Here is a 15,872-nt window from a genome sequence, read left to right on the forward strand (position 1 = left end):
AGCCTGGAGAGGTGACCCCTTCCTCCGCGCTCTTCCAAGGCCAGACGCCGCTGGCGGTGCGCATGCGGCCGATGAGCCTCGACGAGGTGGCCGGCCAAGGGCATCTGCTGCGACCCGGCTCCCCGCTGGTCACTCTCGCGACGACCGACTCCTCGGCATCCGTCTCGGCCGCCTCGGTCATCCTGTGGGGTCCGCCCGGCACCGGCAAGACCACGCTGGCGCAGGCGATCGCCCGGTCGTCCGGGCGACGTTTCGTCGAGCTCTCGGCCATCACGGCGGGCGTCAAAGACGTGCGCGAGGTCATGCAAGAAGCGCTGACGCGACGAGATCTGTACGGCCAGTCGACCATCCTCTTCCTCGACGAAATCCACCGCTTCACCAAGGCGCAGCAGGACGCCCTACTGCCGGGTGTCGAGAACGGCTGGGTCGTGTTGATCGCCGCCACCACCGAGAACCCGTCGTTCTCGGTCATCTCTCCCTTGCTCTCGCGATCTCTCCTGCTCACCCTCCGCCCGCTCGGCGACGACGACCTCGGCGCTCTCGTCGACCGGGCCGTGGCCGACCCACGCGGTCTGGCCGGTCGGGTGGTGCTCGACGACGACGCCCGGGCGGCCCTGGTGCGTCTGGCCTCCGGCGATGCGCGACGCGCTCTCACCGCCCTCGAGGCCGCGGCTTCGGTCGCGGGTGACGACGCGGGGGCCCCGGCTCCTGCGGCCCGAGACGATGACGAAGACGATGACGACGAACAGGACCCCGGCCCGTTCACGGGCGAGGGCGACGAACTGCCCGTCATCACCGCCGACCACATCGCCCAGGCCGTCGACCGCGCCCTGCTGCGCTACGACCGGCAGGGAGACGAGCACTACGACGTCATCAGTGCCTTCATCAAGTCGGTGCGGGGGTCGGATCCGGATGCCGCGATCCACTACCTCGCGCGCATGATCGAGGCGGGGGAGGACCCCCGCTTCATCGCGCGGCGCCTGGTCATCTCGGCCGCCGAGGACATCGGCATGGCCGACCCGCAGGCCCTGCAGATCGCGGTGGCCGCGGCCGACGCTGTGGCGTTCATCGGCATGCCCGAGGGGCGGATCCCGCTCGCCGAAGCGACCGTGTACCTGGCCACGACCGCCAAGTCGAACGCCGCCTACAACGCCATCAACGCCGCGATCGCCGATGTGCGCGCCGGCGGCTTCGGTCGCGTGCCGATGCACCTGCGCGACGCGCACTATCCCGGAGCCAAGCGTCTCGGGCACGGCAAAGGCTACAAGTACGCGCACGACAGCGACATCGGCATCGTCACGCAGCAGTACCTGCCCGACGAGCTCGTCGGCAGGCGGTACTACGAACCCACCAGTCACGGTGCCGAACGCGACGTCTCGGCACGCCTCGAGAAGATCCGCCGCATCCTCGAGGGCCGGTGACACGGCATCCGGAATGCGCCCGGCCCGCTCTGATAGCATGAACCGGCTCGAAACAGGGTTTTCGGGCATCCCCTCCTTCCTGTGATCACCTTCCGGTGCGCCCCGGCGTGCGCTTCGGATCGGGCGGAAGGGGGCGATACGCCCGTGAGCCGTGAAAGGCGCGGCCACGTCATCGGAAGGAGAACTTCGTGACCACGAAGTCTCAGGACCGCCGCAAGGTGCGTCTGTCGCGCGCCCTCGGCGTCGCACTCACCCCCAAGGCCGCCCGCTACCTCGAGAAGCGTCCCTACGCTCCCGGCGAGCACGGCCGTACCAAGCGCAAGGCCGACAGCGACTACGCCGTCCGTCTCCGTGAGAAGCAGCGTCTGCGCGAGCAGTACGGCATCCGCGAGAAGCAGCTGCGCATCGCGTTCAACGAGGCCCGCCGCACCGACGGCCTGACCGGTGAGAACCTGGTCGAGCTGCTCGAGATGCGTCTGGACGCCCTCGTCGTGCGTTCGGGCTTCGCCCGCACCACCGCGCAGGCTCGCCAGCTCGTCGTGCACCGCCACATCATGGTCGACGGCCAGCTCGTGGACCGCCCGTCGTTCCGCGTGAAGCCGGGTCAGCTGATCCACGTCAAGACCAAGAGCGAGGGCCTCGAGCCCTTCCAGGTCGCCGCCGCCGGTGGGCACGCCGAAGTGCTGCCCCCCGTTCCGGGCTACCTCGAGGTCGACCTCTCCACGCTGCAGGCGAAGCTCGTGCGTCGCCCCAAGCGCGCCGAGGTGCCCGTCACGTGTGACGTGCAGCTCGTCGTCGAGTACTACGCCGCCCGCTGATCCCAGCGAGCACACGAAGGGCGTCGGGTTCTCCCGGCGCCCTTCGCCGTTTTCGGGTCGTGCTCTCGCGCGGCCCTTCGCCTTTTTCGGGTCGCGCTCTCGCGCGGCCCTTCGTCGTCCCGGGGGCGCGCTCTGCTCGCGCTGGATTCGTTTGCCCCAGACGGCGGGTCTTGCCCGGCCTCGATGACCGTTTGCGGCGATCGAATGCGCACGCCGTGAAGTCATCTGCCCGAGATGGCGCATGCTCCGCCGAGCCGTCCACCATAGGCGGCAACCGAACGCGCACGCCGTGGATTCGTGTGCCCGAAATGGCGCATGCTCCGCCGAGCCGTCCACCATAGGCGGCAACAGAACGCGCACGGCGTTGATTCGTGTGCCCGAGATGGCGCATCTCCGCCGAGCCGCCGACCGCCGAGCCGCCGACCATAGGCGGCAACCGAACGCGCACGGCGCTGATTCGTGTGCCCGAGATGGCGCATGCTCCGCCGAGCCGTCCACCATAGGCGGCAACCGAACGCGCACGGCGTTGATTCGTGTGCCCGAGACGGCGCATCTCCGCCGAGCCGCCGACCATACGCGGCAACCGGCCGCGGGGGAGTCGATGCGGCTGTCCCGGACGGTGCCGGCGCGGGTGCGCGATGGGGGCCGTCGGCGGGATGGACGCCGGAGACGCGGCATACACAGGTCTGCCTTGTGCGTAGCGCGGGGCCCCTCGCCTACGATGGGGAATGCCGTGATCGCGGCGTCGTATCGAGGAAGAAGTGGTGATCGTGAAAAGCCTCGTCTGGTTCGCGCTGGGTATCGCCGGCGGTTTCGTCGCCGCCCATCTCGTCAACAAGGACCCCCGCGGTCAGGAGCTGCTCGCGCAGCTCGACTCGCGCATCGGCGAGTTCACCGACCACATGAGCGACGCCTACCACCAGCAGGAGAACCGTCTCTCCGAGATCATCGACGACGCCAAGGGCGTCGCCTCCTCCGCTGTCGACAAGACCGGCGACGCGGTGGAATCCGCCGCCGCCGCGGCCAAGAAGGCCGTTTCCTCCTCCGACTGACCCCCTCCGGCCTCCCGCCCCCGGCACGTGGGGCGGATCCGCATGCGTACGGAAAGACCCGCCATGAAAACCGCCGAGATCGCCCAGCGCTTCCTCGACTTCTTCGAGAAGAAGAACCACACGATCGTCCCCTCGGCCTCGCTCGTCACCGACGACCCGGCCCTGCTGTTCACCGTGGCGGGCATGGTGCCCTTCATCCCGTACCTCAGCGGTGTCGTCCCGCCGCCGTACCCGCGCGCGGCCGACGTGCAGAAGTGCATCCGCACCAACGACATCGAAGAAGTCGGCAAGACCCCGCGTCACGGCACCTTCTTCCAGATGCTCGGCAACTGGTCGTTCGGCGACTACTTCAAGGAAGACGCGATCCGCTTCGCGTGGGAGCTGCTCACCGCGCCCGAGTCGGAGGGCGGACTCGCCTTCGACCCGAAGGACCTGTGGGTCACCGTCTACGAAGAGGACGAAGAGGCGCGCGACCTCTGGCTGAAGCTCAGCACCCTGCCCGACGAGCGCATCCAGCGCCTCGGCAAGGACACGAACTACTGGTCGACCGGCCTGCCGGGCCCCGCCGGCCCCTGCTCGGAGATCTTCTTCGATCGCGGCCCCGCGTACGGCATCGACGGCGGTCCCGCGACCGACGACGACCGCTACGTCGAGATCTGGAACCTCGTGTTCATGCAGTACGAGATCACGAACGTGCGCTCCAAGTACGACTTCGACATCGTCGGCGAACTCCCCGCCAAGAACATCGACACCGGCATGGGCCTGGAGCGCATCGCGTTCATCAAGCAGGGCGTCGACAACATGTACGAGACCGACCAGGTGCGCCCCGTGCTCGACCTGGCCGCGAAGCTCGCCGGCAAGTCGTACGGCCAGGAGTCGCACGACGACGACGTGCGGCTGCGCATCGTCGCCGACCACGTGCGCTCCTCGCTCATGCTGCTCGCCGACGGCGTGACCCCCTCGAACGAAGGCCGCGGCTACATCCTGCGCCGCATCATGCGCCGCGCGATCCGCTCGATGCGTCTGCTGGGCGTCGAGGGCGCGACCTTCCCCGAGCTCTTCGCCGCCTCGCGCGACGCGATGAAGGAGTCGTACCCCGAGGTCGAGGCCGACTACGCGCGCCTCTCGGCCTACGCGATCGCCGAGGAGCAGACGTTCCTGCGCACGCTGGCCGCCGGATCCGCGATCCTCGACCAGTCGGTCGTCGAGGCCAAGAACGGCGGCGGCACCACCCTGTCGGGCTCCGAGGCGTTCCTGCTGCACGACACCTACGGGTTCCCGATCGATCTCACCCTCGAGATCGCCGAAGAGGCCGGGCTGTCGGTCGACCGCGCCGCCTTCGACACCCTCATGCTCGAGCAGCGCACGCGCGCCAAGGCCGACGCCCGCGCCCGCAAGGGGGCGATCGCCGATCAGAGCGCGTACCGCGAGTTCCGCGCGCTCGGTGAGACGGTGTTCACCGGCTACACCGAGATGCAGACGGAATCGAAGATCCTCGGCATCCTCGTGCAGGGCCAGGGCACCGACCGCGCGTCGGAGGGCCAGATCGCTGAGGTCATCCTCGCCGAGACCGCCCTGTACGCGGAGTCGGGCGGCCAGGTCGCCGACAAGGGCGTCATCGTCGGCCCGGGCTACGAGCTCGAGGTGCTCGACGTGCAGCGCCCCGTTCCGGGCCTGGTCAGCCACACCGTCGAGGTCACCACGGGCGAGGTGTCGGTCGGCGCGCCCGCGACGACGGTCGTCGACGCGCTGAACCGCCACGCCGCCCAGCAGGCGCACACCGCGACGCACCTCGTGCACGCGGCGATCCGCGACACGCTCGGCAAGACCGCGACGCAGACCGGCTCGCTCAACCGCGCCGGGTACATGCGCTTCGACTTCAGCTGGGGCTCGGCGCTGTCGCCCGAGACCCGCACCGAGATCGAGGACATCGCCAACAACGCCGTGCGCGACAACCTCGAGGTCACCACGCGCGTGATGTCGCTCGACGAGGCGAAGGCCGCCGGCGCCATGGCGCTGTTCGGCGAGAAGTACGGCGACACCGTGCGCATGGTCGACATCGGCGGCCCCTGGTCGCGCGAGCTGTGCGGTGGCACCCACGTCGCCCGCAGCGCGGAGATCGGCCTGGTCAACCTCGTCGGCGAGCAGTCGGTCGGCGCCTCGAACCGCCGCGTGGAGGCCCTGGTCGGCCTCGACGCCTTCCGCGACCTGGCAGCGGAGCGCGCGATCGTCTCGCAGCTCAGCTCGAGCCTGAAGACCCCGCGCGAGCAGCTGCCCACGCGCATCGCGGAGCTGGCCGCCAACCTCAAGGCCGCCGAGAAGAAGATCGCGGCCTTCGAGGCGCAGGCCCTGACCGGTCGCCTGCCGCAGCTGGTCGAATCGGCCGTCGCCGTCGGTACCGTGCGCGTCGTCGCGCAGAGCCTGGGCGAGGCCGCGTCGGCCGACGACGTGCGCTCGCTCGCCCTGCAGGTGCGCGACCGCCTGGGCACCGACCCGGCGGTCGTCGCTCTCGCGAGCGTCGCGGGTGGCCGTGCGACGGTCGTCGTCGTCACCAACGACGCCGCGCGCGAGCGGGGTCTCGCCGCCGGTGCCCTGGCGAAGAACGCCGCGGGCGTGCTCGGCGGCGGCGGCGGCGGACGTCCCGATGTCGCCCAGGGTGGCGGGACGGATGCCACGGCTCTGCCGCAGGCGCTCGACGGCATCGTCGCGGACGTGCGGGCGACCACCGCGTGACGGCGTTCCGGCGCGGCATCCGGTTCGGTATCGACGTCGGGCGTGCCCGCGTGGGCGTGGCACGGTCGGATCCGGACGGGGTGCTGGCCGTTCCGGTCGAGACCGTACCCCGCAAGGGGGAGCCGCTCCGCCGGATCGCGGCTCTCGCGGCGGAGTACGAGGCCTTCGAGATCCTGGTCGGGCTGCCCCTCAACCTGCGCGGGGAGGACACGGCATCGACCACCGACGCCCGGACGTTCGCGGCTGCTCTGGCGGAGGCGCTCCCCATGCCCGTGCGGCTGGTCGACGAACGGCTGAGTACGGTCTCGGCGCACGGCGTGTTGAGAGAAGCAGGGCGTTCCCAGCGGGATTCTCGTAGCATTGTGGACCAAGTCGCCGCTGTGGTCCTTCTGCAGCAGGCGCTCGACGTGGAGCGACAGTCTGGCGAGCCGGCCGGACCCACCGTCACACCGGGACAGGAGCCCGCCTGACATGCCCGAGAACCAGCCCCCCGAGAACGACCCGTTCGCGGATCTTTACGGTCGCCTGCCCGACCCCCGCACCGGCGCCCGCAGCTCGCGAGAGTCCGCACCGCAGACGGATGCCGCGCCTCCGTCGCGCCGAGCAGCTCGAGAGGCCCGCCGGGCCGCGACGGAAGCGACCCCGATCATCGGGTCGGAGCAGGCCGCTCGCCCAGCGGACGAGAACACCACCCCGTCTGCCGAGGCGCCTCGCCCGACCGAATCCCTTCCCGCCGCAGCCGCGCCCGCGCCGGCCCCCCGCGCGGCCGATGAGCAGCAGGCTGCGCGCCGGATCGAGCCGTCGTCGTCGCCCCGACCCGCCGCCTCCTCGATCCCGTCCGAGCGCTCGACTCCCGCGGCCCGCCGATCCGAGGACGCTCCCGGTCCGCGCCGCGGCGGCGACACCGTTCCCGGCCCCCGTCGCACGGGCGCCCCCGCCGTAGCCGGAACCCCCGTCGACGCACAGCCGGCCCGCGACACGCAGTCCGCCGCGTGGCAAGCCGCCGCCCGCCGAGCCGACGCCCCGCGCGCCGCCGACGCCCCGCGCTCCGGAGCGAACGCCCGCCGCACGGAGCCGTCGCGCGATCGCGAGCCCGTGCTCGTCGGTGCCGGCGCCGGCGCGGCCGCCTCCGCAGCGTCCGGCTCGGGCGCGGCATCCGGCTCCCTCGAAGACCTGTTCACCGGCGAGACCACCACGCAGCAGATCGGGTGGGCGCCGCAGAAACCCCCGAAGCGGCGCCGGTCCGTCGGTCGCTGGATCGCCCTGGCGATCGTGCTGATCCTCGTCGGTGGTGTCGCCGGCGGCGGTATCGCGCTGTGGAACACCTACGGTGACCGCGTGCAGGCGTTCCTCGGCAACGGGGAGTCGCTCGAGTACGAGGCGGGCCAAGCCACCGGCGAGGCCCGCGTGACGATCGTGGCGGGCGACACGGGGGAGTCCGTCTCGCCCAAGCTCTTCGAGGCGGGGGTGACGAAGGCCTCCAACTCGCTCTACAAGTACATGGTCGACAACGCCGTCGGTTTCACGTTCCAGCCCGGCGTCTACAAACTGCAGCAGCAGATGACCTCGGAGGCGGTGCTGGCCGCCCTGAAGGATCCGGCGAACAGGCTCGACAACTCCGTGCAGCTGCGCGAGGGCCTGACCCTGAAGCAGTCGCTCGACATCATCTCCGAGCAGACGAGCATCCCGCGCGCCGACCTCGATGCGGCGGTGGCGACGCCCTCGACGTACGGGGTGACGGCTCCGACCCTCGAAGGCTGGATCTTCCCCGCCACCTACGACTTCGACGACGGCGTCACCGCCCAGCAGGTCATCGACCGCATGGTCAAGCGCACGATCGAGTCGCTCGACAAGGCCGGTGTCGCACCCGACGACCGGGAGCGCATCCTGACGATCGCCTCGATCATCGAGCGCGAGGCGCGCAGCAGCGAAGACTTCTACAAGGTCTCGCGCGTGATCGAGAATCGCTTGCAGCCGGACAACACCGAGACGCACGGTCTGCTGCAGATGGACTCCACGGCGCAGTACGGCGCGAACGAACTCGACGCCGGATCGTCATCGTCGAGCGCGAACGCCCTTAACGGCGACAACCCGTACAACACGTACAAGTACCCCGGGCTGCCGGTCGGACCGATCGCCAATGCCGGAGACCTCGCGATCGATGCCGCGATGCATCCGGTCGACGGACCCTGGTACTACTTCACGACCGTGAACCTGTCGACGGGCGAGACGGTGTTCTCGACCACCTACGCCGATCAGGAGAAGGCGGTCGCGCAGTTCCAGCAGTGGTGCCGCGAGAACCCGAACGGCGGATGCTGACCGCCCCACGCCGCCTCGCCGTCTGGGGCGACCCGATCGCGCACTCGCGGTCGCCCCGACTGCACGCGGCCGCGTACAACGTCCTCGAGCTCGATTGGGAGTACGGGCGCAAGCAGGTCGACGAGGCGGGCTTCGAGAGTGCCTGGAGGAGTCTGGATCCCGACTGGCGCGGCCTCTCGCTCACCATGCCGCTCAAGCACGCCGCCGCGCGCGACGCGATCTCGCTCGACGACGATGCGCGCCTCACCGGCGCCGTCAACACCTTCCTGCTGAGCGAGGACGGACCCCGCGGCTTCAACACCGACGTGGGCGGCCTCGCGCGGGCACTGGACGAGTTCGGGGTGCGGGAGCCCGACGCCATCCGCGTGCTCGGCGCGGGGGCCACCGCGACCTCCGCGGTCGTCGCGGCGGCCCGCGCCGGTGCCCGGACCGTCGAGGTGCGCGCCCGCCGTCCCGAGGCCGCCGCGCCGATCGCCGCTCTCGGCGACGCCCTGGGCGTGGCGATCCAGGTCGCCGCCCTGGACCAACCGCTCCTGGCACCCGTCGACGCCACCGTCGCGGCTTTGCCCGGGGGCACCGACCTCGGCCGGGTCGCCGACGATCTGGCATCCGTCTCGGGTCCGCTCGTCGACGTCGTCTACGGGGGCTGGCCGACCCCGCTCGCGCGGGCGTGGGAGCGCGCGGGAGGGGAGGCGCACGACGGTCTCGCGATGCTTCTGCACCAGGCCCTGCTGCAAGTGCGCGTCTTCGTCGGGGGAGACCCCGGGGTCGCCGTCGAGCGCGAGGCCGAGGTGCTGGCCGCAATGCGCACCGCGCTCATGGGAGACTAGGACCATGCTTCGCGTTCTCACCGCCGGCGAGTCCCACGGCCCCGAGCTGATCGCCCTCATGGAAGGGATGCCGGCCGGCGTTCCGATCTCTTCGGCCCAGATCCGCGCCGAACTCGCGCGTCGTCGCCTCGGCTACGGCCGGGGCTCGCGCATGAAGTTCGAAGAAGACGAGCTGTCGCTGTCCACCGGCATCGTGCACGGCTTCACGATCGGCAGCCCCATCGCGCTGCGCATCGGCAACACCGAGTGGCCCAAGTGGACCGAGGTCATGAGCCCCGAGCCCGTCGAGCTGTCCGACCGCTCTCGCGGCCGCGGGGCCGCTCTCACGCGCCCGCGTCCCGGACACGCCGACCTCGTCGGCATGCAGAAGTACGGCTTCGACGAGGCCCGACCGATCCTCGAGCGGGCCTCGGCCCGCGAGACCGCCGCACGCGTCGCCCTCGGCGCCGTCGCGCGTTCGTTCCTGAACGAACTCGGCATCCGTCTGGTCAGCCACACGCTCTCGATCGGTCCCGTGCGCGTCCCTGACGACGCGGAGTTCCCGACTCCAGACGACGTCGATCGTCTCGACGCCGATCCGCTGCGTTGCTTCCACGCCGAGACGAGCGCCGCGATGGTCGCCGAGGTCGACGACGCGAAGAAGGCCGGCGACACGCTCGGCGGCGTCGTCGAGGTCCTCGCCTACGGCCTCCCGCCCGGACTGGGCTCCCACGTGCAGTGGGATCGTCGGCTGGACGCCAAGCTCGCTCAGGCCCTCATGAGCATCCAGGCGATCAAGGGCGTCGAGGTCGGCGACGGCTTCCTCACCACGACCCGCCGTGGATCGCAGGCGCACGACGAGCTCTTCGCCACGGGTGACGGGATCACCCGGTCGTCCGATCGCGCGGGCGGCACCGAGGGCGGCATGTCGACCGGCACCGTGCTGCGCGTGCGCGCCGGCATGAAGCCGATCGCGACGATCCCGAAGGCCCTGCGCACGGTCGACGTCGCCACGGGCGACACCGCTGCCGCGCACCACCAGCGCTCCGACGTCTGCGCGGTCCCCGCCGCCGGCGTCGTCGCCGAGGCCATGGTCGCGATCACCCTCGCCGACGCCGTCCTCGAGAAGTTCGGCGGCGACAACATCGTCGAGACCCGCCGCAACGTCGAGACCTACCTCGCGAACCTGCCCGAGACGCTGCGCACGACCGACGCGTCCGACGCGGCGCTCCTCGCGCATGACCTCGCCTGACGCCGCTTCCGAGACCGCGTCCGCGGGTCCCGCCGTCGTGCTCATCGGGCCGATGGGGGCGGGAAAGACGAGCGTGGGCCGTCGCGTGGCGCGCGCGCTCGGAACGCCGTTCACCGACACCGACAAGCTCGTCGTGCGCGACCACGGTCCGATCCCGGCACTGTTCGTCGCCCACGGCGAACCGCACTTCCGCGCCCTGGAGCGCGACGCGGTCGTCGAGGCCCTGGCCCGCGGCGGTGTCGTGGCGCTCGGCGGGGGAGCAGTGCTCGACCCGCTGACGCGCGAACGTCTGCGCGCGCATCACGTCGTGCTGCTGACGGTGGCGCCGCATGTCGTGGCATCCCGGATCCACGGCGACGAGCGGCCGTTGCTCGGCGGAGAAGACCCCGTCGCGCGCTGGCAGCGCATCTTCGACGAGCGACGACCCGTCTACGAGCAGACGGCCGACATCGCATTCGACACCTCGTCCGGCCCCCTCTCGCGGGTCGTGGACGACATCGTGGCCTGGGCACGCCGTGTGCCGGCCGGAGAGACGGCATGACCGACACCACCACCATCAGCGTCGCCGGTGACCCCGGCTACGACATCACGATCGGTCGGGGCCTGCTCGCCTCGCTCGGCGAGACGCTCCCCGCGGGGGCGCAGAAGGTGCTCGTCGTGCACCCGCCGACGCTCGCGAAGCAAGCCGAGGAGCTGCGGTCGCAGCTGATGGGCGACCGGCAGGTGCTGCTCGCCGAGATCCCCGACGCCGAGGCCGGAAAACGCGTCGAGGTCGCGGCCTTCTGCTGGCAGGTCATGGGACAGGCCGACTTCACCCGCACCGACGTCGTCGTCGGTTTCGGCGGGGGAGCGGTTACCGACCTCGCGGGCTTCGTCGCGGCGACCTGGTTGCGCGGCGTCGCGCTCGTGCAGGTTCCGACGACCGTGCTCGGAATGGTGGATGCCGCGGTGGGCGGAAAGACCGGCATCAACACCGCCGAGGGCAAGAACCTCGTCGGCGCGTTCTGGCCCCCGGTCGCCGTGGTGTGCGACCTGGACCTGCTCGACACGCTGTCGAAGAACGAGGCGACCGCCGGGTTCGCCGAGGTGGTCAAGGCGGGCTTCATCTGGCATCCCGAGATCCTCGACCTCATCGAGGCCGACCCTGAGGGGATCGTCGATCCGCGCGGAGAGGGCTTCCGCCGCTGCGTCGAGCTCGCGATCGACATGAAGGCGCGCGTCGTCGGCGAGGACCTGCGCGAGGCCGGGCTGCGCGAGGTGCTGAACTACGGCCACACGCTCGGCCACGCGATCGAGCACGCCGAGCGCTACCGCTGGCGCCACGGCGCGGCGATCTCGGTCGGCATGGTGTTCGCGGCCGAGCTGTCGCGCCTCGCGGGCCGCCTGTCCGACGACGTCGCTCAGCGCCACCGCACGGTGCTCGAGTCGCTGGGGCTCCCCACGACCTACCGCGCCGGCGCGTTCCAGACGCTCAAGGCGACCATGCAGCGCGACAAGAAGAGCCGCGGCAGCATGCTGCGGTTCATCGTGCTCGACGACCTCGCCCGCCCGACGGTGCTGCAGGCGCCCGACGAGTCGCTGCTGTTCGCGGCGTACCAGGAGGTCGGTGCGTGAGCACCGCCCGACGGGGGACACCCGTCGACAACGCCCCGTTCGTCAGCCGCAACCGGACCCGGGCGGGACGCGCCCCGCGCCCTGCACCCACGGGCGGGGTGCGGGAGTGAGGATCGGCGTACGCCGGGTGCGCGCGGGCGAGGGCGCACGCGTGTGCGAACTGCGGCTGCGCGCGGTGAGCGACCCGGTGGCATCCATCGCTTTCCTCACCACCCGCGAGCAGGAGCTCGAGCGCGAGCCCGCGTTCTGGGACGAACGAGCCGCCGGCGGAGCCTCCGGCGGCTCGACGGCGATGTTCGTGGCCGAAGACGGCGACACGTGGGTCGGGTCGGTGACCGTGCTCGTGCGTCACGCGGGCGAGATCGACCACACCGGGCGGAGGCTGCCCCAGGGCCGCGCCGACGTCGTGGGCGTCTACGTCGCGCCCGAAGCGCGGGGCAGCGGCGCGATCGACGCTCTGCTCGACGCCGCCGCGCGGTGGACAGCCGAGCAGGGCTTCGAGACGCTGTCGCTCGACGTGCACGTCGACAACCACCGCGCCCAGGCCGTCTATCGTCGCGCCGGATTCGTCGCGACGGGCGAGACCTTCACCGGCCCCATCGGCGCCGAGCTCGCGATGAGCAGGTCTCTGCGCACGCTCTGACGCGTACAGCCGACGGCATCCGCCCCTCGTCCTCTCTAGTGCGAGGCCGCACCCCGCGGACACGAAAGCCCCGCGCACGCGGAAGCCCCGCCTCCCGAAGGAGACGGGGCCTCTGCGTGACAGGTCAGACCGTGGCCGGGACGCGACGCTCGGCCGCGAGACCCAGCTGGTCGGTGGGCACGTCCTTCGTCTCGCGAGCGGTCAGCGCGCTCACCGAGGCGATCACGGCGATGACCGCGGTGAAGACGCTGATCACGACCCAGCCGCCGGCGGACCCTCCGCCGAGCGCTGCGACGATGCTCGGCGCGAACCCGGCCATAAGGAACCCGAGCTGCGTGCCGATCGCCATGCCCGAGAAGCGCACGCGAACGCTGAACATCTCGCCGTAGAACGACGGCCACACGGCGTTGGCGGCGGCGTATCCGCACGAGAAGGTGAGGATCGCGAGACCGAAGGTGACGAGCGTGTTCCCCGCCCCCATCGACAGCATGTAGAACGGCATGAACACCGCCGACGACAACGCCCCGTAGATGAAGACGGGCTTGCGGCCGATCCGGTCGGCGAGCTTGCCGAACAGGGGCTGGGTGAGCAGGGCGACGACGTTGGCCACGACGACGAGCCACAGGGTGACGCTGGCGTCGAGTCCCTGCTCCTTGCCGTAGGCGATGGCGAGCGTCCCGAACACGGTCGACACGGCGGCGATGAACGCGCAGCAGATGACGCGCAGCACGTCGCGCCAGTGGTTCTTCAGAAGCGGCACGAGCGGCATGCGGGCGATCTGGCCGTCGGCTTTGGCCTGCTCGAACTCGGGCGTCTCGTGCAGGCTGCGGCGGATGAAGAACGCCACGACCACGACGACCGCACTCAGCCAGAACGGCACGCGCCAGCCCCACGAGAACTTGATCTCATCGGGGAGGGCGACCACCGGGATGAAGATGAGGGCCGCGAGGATCTGCCCGCCCTGGGTGCCGGTGAGCGTCCACGACGTGAAGAACGAGCGGCGCGAGTCGGGGGCGTGCTCGAGGGTGAGCGACGACGCGCCCGCCTGCTCGCCGGCGGCCGAGAGCCCCTGCGCGAGGCGGCACAGCACGAGCAGGGCCGGAGCGAACCAGCCGATCTGCGCGAAACCGGGGAGGCAGCCGATGACGAAGGTCGAGAGCCCCATCAGCAGCAGGGTGAACATCAGCACCTTCTGTCGACCGATGCGGTCACCGAAGTGGCCCAGGATGACCGCGCCGAAGGGACGCGCGATGTACGCGAACCCGAAGGTCGCGAACGACATCACGAGGGCCGCCTGGTCACCCGACGGGAAGAACACGGTCGGGAAGATGAGGGCGGCGGCCGAGCCGAACAGGAAGAAGTCGTAGTACTCCACGGCGCTTCCCATGAAGCTGGCGGTGGCCGCCTTCACGGGAGTCTTCCGCGTCGTTGCGGTGGTGGTCATGGACGAGTGCTCCTTAGCGGGAGAGGGCCGGGCCGACGGGGAGGTCGGCGGTCGGGCCGGGGGTGACGAGGTCGAGGAAATGGGCGGTCATGCGGTCGGGATCGGGTCGCGTCCCGGTGATGAGGGCGAAGGCGTCGACGGCCTGGTGGACCGCCATGCGTCCGCCGCTGAGGGTGCGGCATCCGCGCTCGCGCGCGGTGACGAGGAGTTCGGTGTCGAGGGGCCGGTAGACGATGTCGGCGACCCACAGCTCGGGCCGCAGCAGGTCGGCGTCGAGGGGGAGTCCCGGGTGCTCGGCCATGCCGACGGGGGTGCAGTGCACGAGGCCGTCGGCGTCGGCGAGCACGGCGGGCAGGTCGGTGGGGGAGGCGGTGTCGACGACGGCGAGCGGATGCCGTGCGGCGAGGTCGTCCGCGAGGCCCCGCGCTCGCGACGGGTCGAGATCGACGATGCTCAGCCGGGCGGTGCCCAGGCGCAGCAGCGCGTCGGCGACGGCCGACCCCGCCCCGCCGGCGCCGAGCTGGACGACGTGCCGGGTCTCGGCATCCGGAAGCCCATCGGTGAACGCGGCGGCGAAACCGGTCGTGTCGGTGTTGTGTCCGACGCGCCCGGTGGGGGTGAAGAGCACGGTGTTGACCGCGCCGAGGGCCGCGGCGACCGGATCGATGCGGTCGAGGTGGGAGAGCACGCTCTGCTTGCAGGGGTGGGTGACGTTGACGGCGTCGTAGCCGAGACGTTCGGCCCAGGCGAGCACGTCGCCGATGCGGTCGGGATCGATGCCGAGAGCGGTCAGATCGAGCGGGCGGTAGACGTAGGTGAGCCCGAGCGCGCGGGCCTCGGCCATGTGCATGGGCGGCGTCAGCGACGGGAGCACGCCCGTGCCGATGAGGCCCACGAGATAGGGGTGCGAGTCGATCACGGTACTCCTTCGTCTCCGCGACACCGGCTTATGTACTAACCGGTACGTTCAGAGGAAACCACGATCGCGCGGTGGTGTCAACGACAAGATTCCGCACGCTGTGGACCCGGGGCGCCGCGCGGGTATCCGGTGGCTTCGACGGGCTCAGCCACCCGTGTCGCGAGATCCCTGAGGGTGCCGAAGGGTCCGGGGACCGTCATGCCCCCTCCGTGCGATCAGCGCGCGGGAGCCGTGAGCCAGCCGACGACCACGTCGCCGATCACCGCGCGCAGGTGCGGGCGGCGGTCGGGGGAGGAGAGGTCGACGTCGAACAGGTGCCCGAAGGTGTACCGGTTCGCGACCTGGAACACGCAGTAGGAGCTGATCACGAGGTGCACGTCGATCGCGTCGACGTCGGCGCGGAAGATGCCGTCGGCGCGGCCGCGCTCGAGGATCTCGTCGAGCAGACCCTTGGCCGGTTGCGACAGGGTGCGCAGTCCCTCGATCTGGCGGATGAAGGTGCCGCGGTGGATGTTCTCGATCGCCACGAGACGAATGAAAGCGTCGTGCCCGACGTGGTGGTCGTAGGTCAGCTCCGCGAGGGCGCGGATCGCGTCGACCGGGTCGGCGTGATCGACGTCGATCGAGCGCTCGGCCTCGCGGATCCCGCGGTACGCCTCTTCGAGGACGGCCCGGTAGAGCCCCTCTTTGCTACCGAAGTAGTAGTAGATCATCCGCTTCGTGGTGCGCGTGCGGGCGGCGATCTCGTCGACGCGGGCGCCCGAGAAGCCGTCTTCGGCGAACACCTCCGTCGCCACCGCGAGCAGTTCGGAACGCGTGCGTTCGGCGTCTCGACGTGCCTCGGCCAT

At 70.9% G+C, this 15,872-nt stretch carries 14 protein-coding genes; 11 read left to right on the top strand and 3 right to left on the bottom strand.

Going from position 1 to position 15,872, the window contains the following annotated elements; genetic code table 11:
* Positions 1 to 11 precede the first annotated feature (11 nt).
* From ASE56_RS15375 to ASE56_RS15425, 11 genes are all read left to right on the top strand, one after another.
* Complete coding sequence (locus tag ASE56_RS15375; RefSeq protein WP_156371758.1) at positions 12 to 1,421, top strand: replication-associated recombination protein A; 1,410 nt, start codon at positions 12 to 14, stop codon at positions 1,419 to 1,421.
* A gap of 188 nt (positions 1,422 to 1,609) precedes the next feature.
* Positions 1,610 to 2,239, top strand: a complete 630-nt coding sequence (gene rpsD / locus ASE56_RS15380; protein WP_056231683.1) for a 30S ribosomal protein S4 — start codon at positions 1,610 to 1,612, stop codon at positions 2,237 to 2,239.
* A 764-nt stretch (positions 2,240 to 3,003) separates the two neighbouring features.
* A complete protein-coding gene (locus ASE56_RS15385) occupies positions 3,004 to 3,291 on the top strand; it encodes an ATPase (RefSeq protein ID WP_074695157.1) in 288 nt (95 codons plus the stop codon).
* A gap of 63 nt (positions 3,292 to 3,354) precedes the next feature.
* Complete coding sequence (gene alaS, locus ASE56_RS15390; RefSeq protein WP_056231688.1) at positions 3,355 to 6,024, top strand: alanine--tRNA ligase; 2,670 nt, start codon at positions 3,355 to 3,357, stop codon at positions 6,022 to 6,024.
* The gene (gene ruvX, locus ASE56_RS15395) at positions 6,021 to 6,494 is read left to right on the top strand and encodes a Holliday junction resolvase RuvX (protein ID WP_056231693.1); all 474 of its coding nucleotides are present in this window, start codon (positions 6,021 to 6,023) and stop codon (positions 6,492 to 6,494) included. Before alaS ends, ruvX begins: the two co-directional genes overlap by 4 nt.
* 1 nt (position 6,495) lies before the next feature.
* Positions 6,496 to 8,343, top strand: a complete 1,848-nt coding sequence (gene mltG, locus ASE56_RS15400; protein WP_056231696.1) for an endolytic transglycosylase MltG — start codon at positions 6,496 to 6,498, stop codon at positions 8,341 to 8,343.
* A complete protein-coding gene (locus ASE56_RS15405; RefSeq protein WP_056231700.1) occupies positions 8,337 to 9,173 on the top strand; it encodes a shikimate dehydrogenase in 837 nt (278 codons plus the stop codon). Before mltG ends, ASE56_RS15405 begins: the two co-directional genes overlap by 7 nt.
* A 4-nt stretch (positions 9,174 to 9,177) precedes the next feature.
* Positions 9,178 to 10,404 (top strand): chorismate synthase, encoded by a 1,227-nt coding sequence (gene aroC / locus ASE56_RS15410; RefSeq protein WP_056231703.1) that lies wholly within the window; start codon positions 9,178 to 9,180, stop codon positions 10,402 to 10,404.
* The gene (locus ASE56_RS15415) at positions 10,391 to 10,945 is read left to right on the top strand and encodes a shikimate kinase (protein WP_056231708.1); all 555 of its coding nucleotides are present in this window, start codon (positions 10,391 to 10,393) and stop codon (positions 10,943 to 10,945) included. Before aroC ends, ASE56_RS15415 begins: the two co-directional genes overlap by 14 nt.
* Positions 10,942 to 12,018 carry a 3-dehydroquinate synthase gene (gene aroB / locus ASE56_RS15420; RefSeq protein ID WP_056231713.1) on the top strand — a complete coding sequence of 359 codons (1,077 nt, stop codon included), beginning with the start codon at positions 10,942 to 10,944 and terminating at the stop codon, positions 12,016 to 12,018. The genes ASE56_RS15415 and aroB overlap by 4 nt, the downstream gene beginning before the upstream one ends.
* A gap of 151 nt (positions 12,019 to 12,169) precedes the next feature.
* Positions 12,170 to 12,661, top strand: a complete 492-nt coding sequence (locus tag ASE56_RS15425) for an N-acetyltransferase (protein ID WP_235557015.1) — start codon at positions 12,170 to 12,172, stop codon at positions 12,659 to 12,661.
* A gap of 124 nt (positions 12,662 to 12,785) precedes the next feature.
* Here the strand turns inward: ASE56_RS15425 and ASE56_RS15430 are convergent, their stop codons facing one another.
* The 3 genes from ASE56_RS15430 to ASE56_RS15440 all read right to left on the bottom strand — a co-directional run bounded on the left by ASE56_RS15430 (position 12,786) and on the right by ASE56_RS15440 (position 15,872).
* Positions 12,786 to 14,105 carry an MFS transporter gene (locus ASE56_RS15430; RefSeq protein WP_056231723.1) on the bottom strand — a complete coding sequence of 440 codons (1,320 nt, stop codon included), beginning with the start codon at positions 14,103 to 14,105 and terminating at the stop codon, positions 12,786 to 12,788.
* Between the two features lie 13 nt (positions 14,106 to 14,118).
* Positions 14,119 to 15,024, bottom strand: a complete 906-nt coding sequence (locus ASE56_RS15435) for a shikimate dehydrogenase (RefSeq protein WP_056231728.1) — start codon at positions 15,022 to 15,024, stop codon at positions 14,119 to 14,121.
* A gap of 215 nt (positions 15,025 to 15,239) precedes the next feature.
* Positions 15,240 to 15,872 carry a TetR/AcrR family transcriptional regulator gene (locus ASE56_RS15440; RefSeq protein WP_056231733.1) on the bottom strand — a complete coding sequence of 211 codons (633 nt, stop codon included), beginning with the start codon at positions 15,870 to 15,872 and terminating at the stop codon, positions 15,240 to 15,242.

The sequence above is a fragment of the Microbacterium sp. Leaf203 genome, assembly GCF_001421275.1.
Classification (GTDB): Bacteria; Actinomycetota; Actinomycetes; order Actinomycetales; family Microbacteriaceae; genus Microbacterium; species Microbacterium testaceum_A.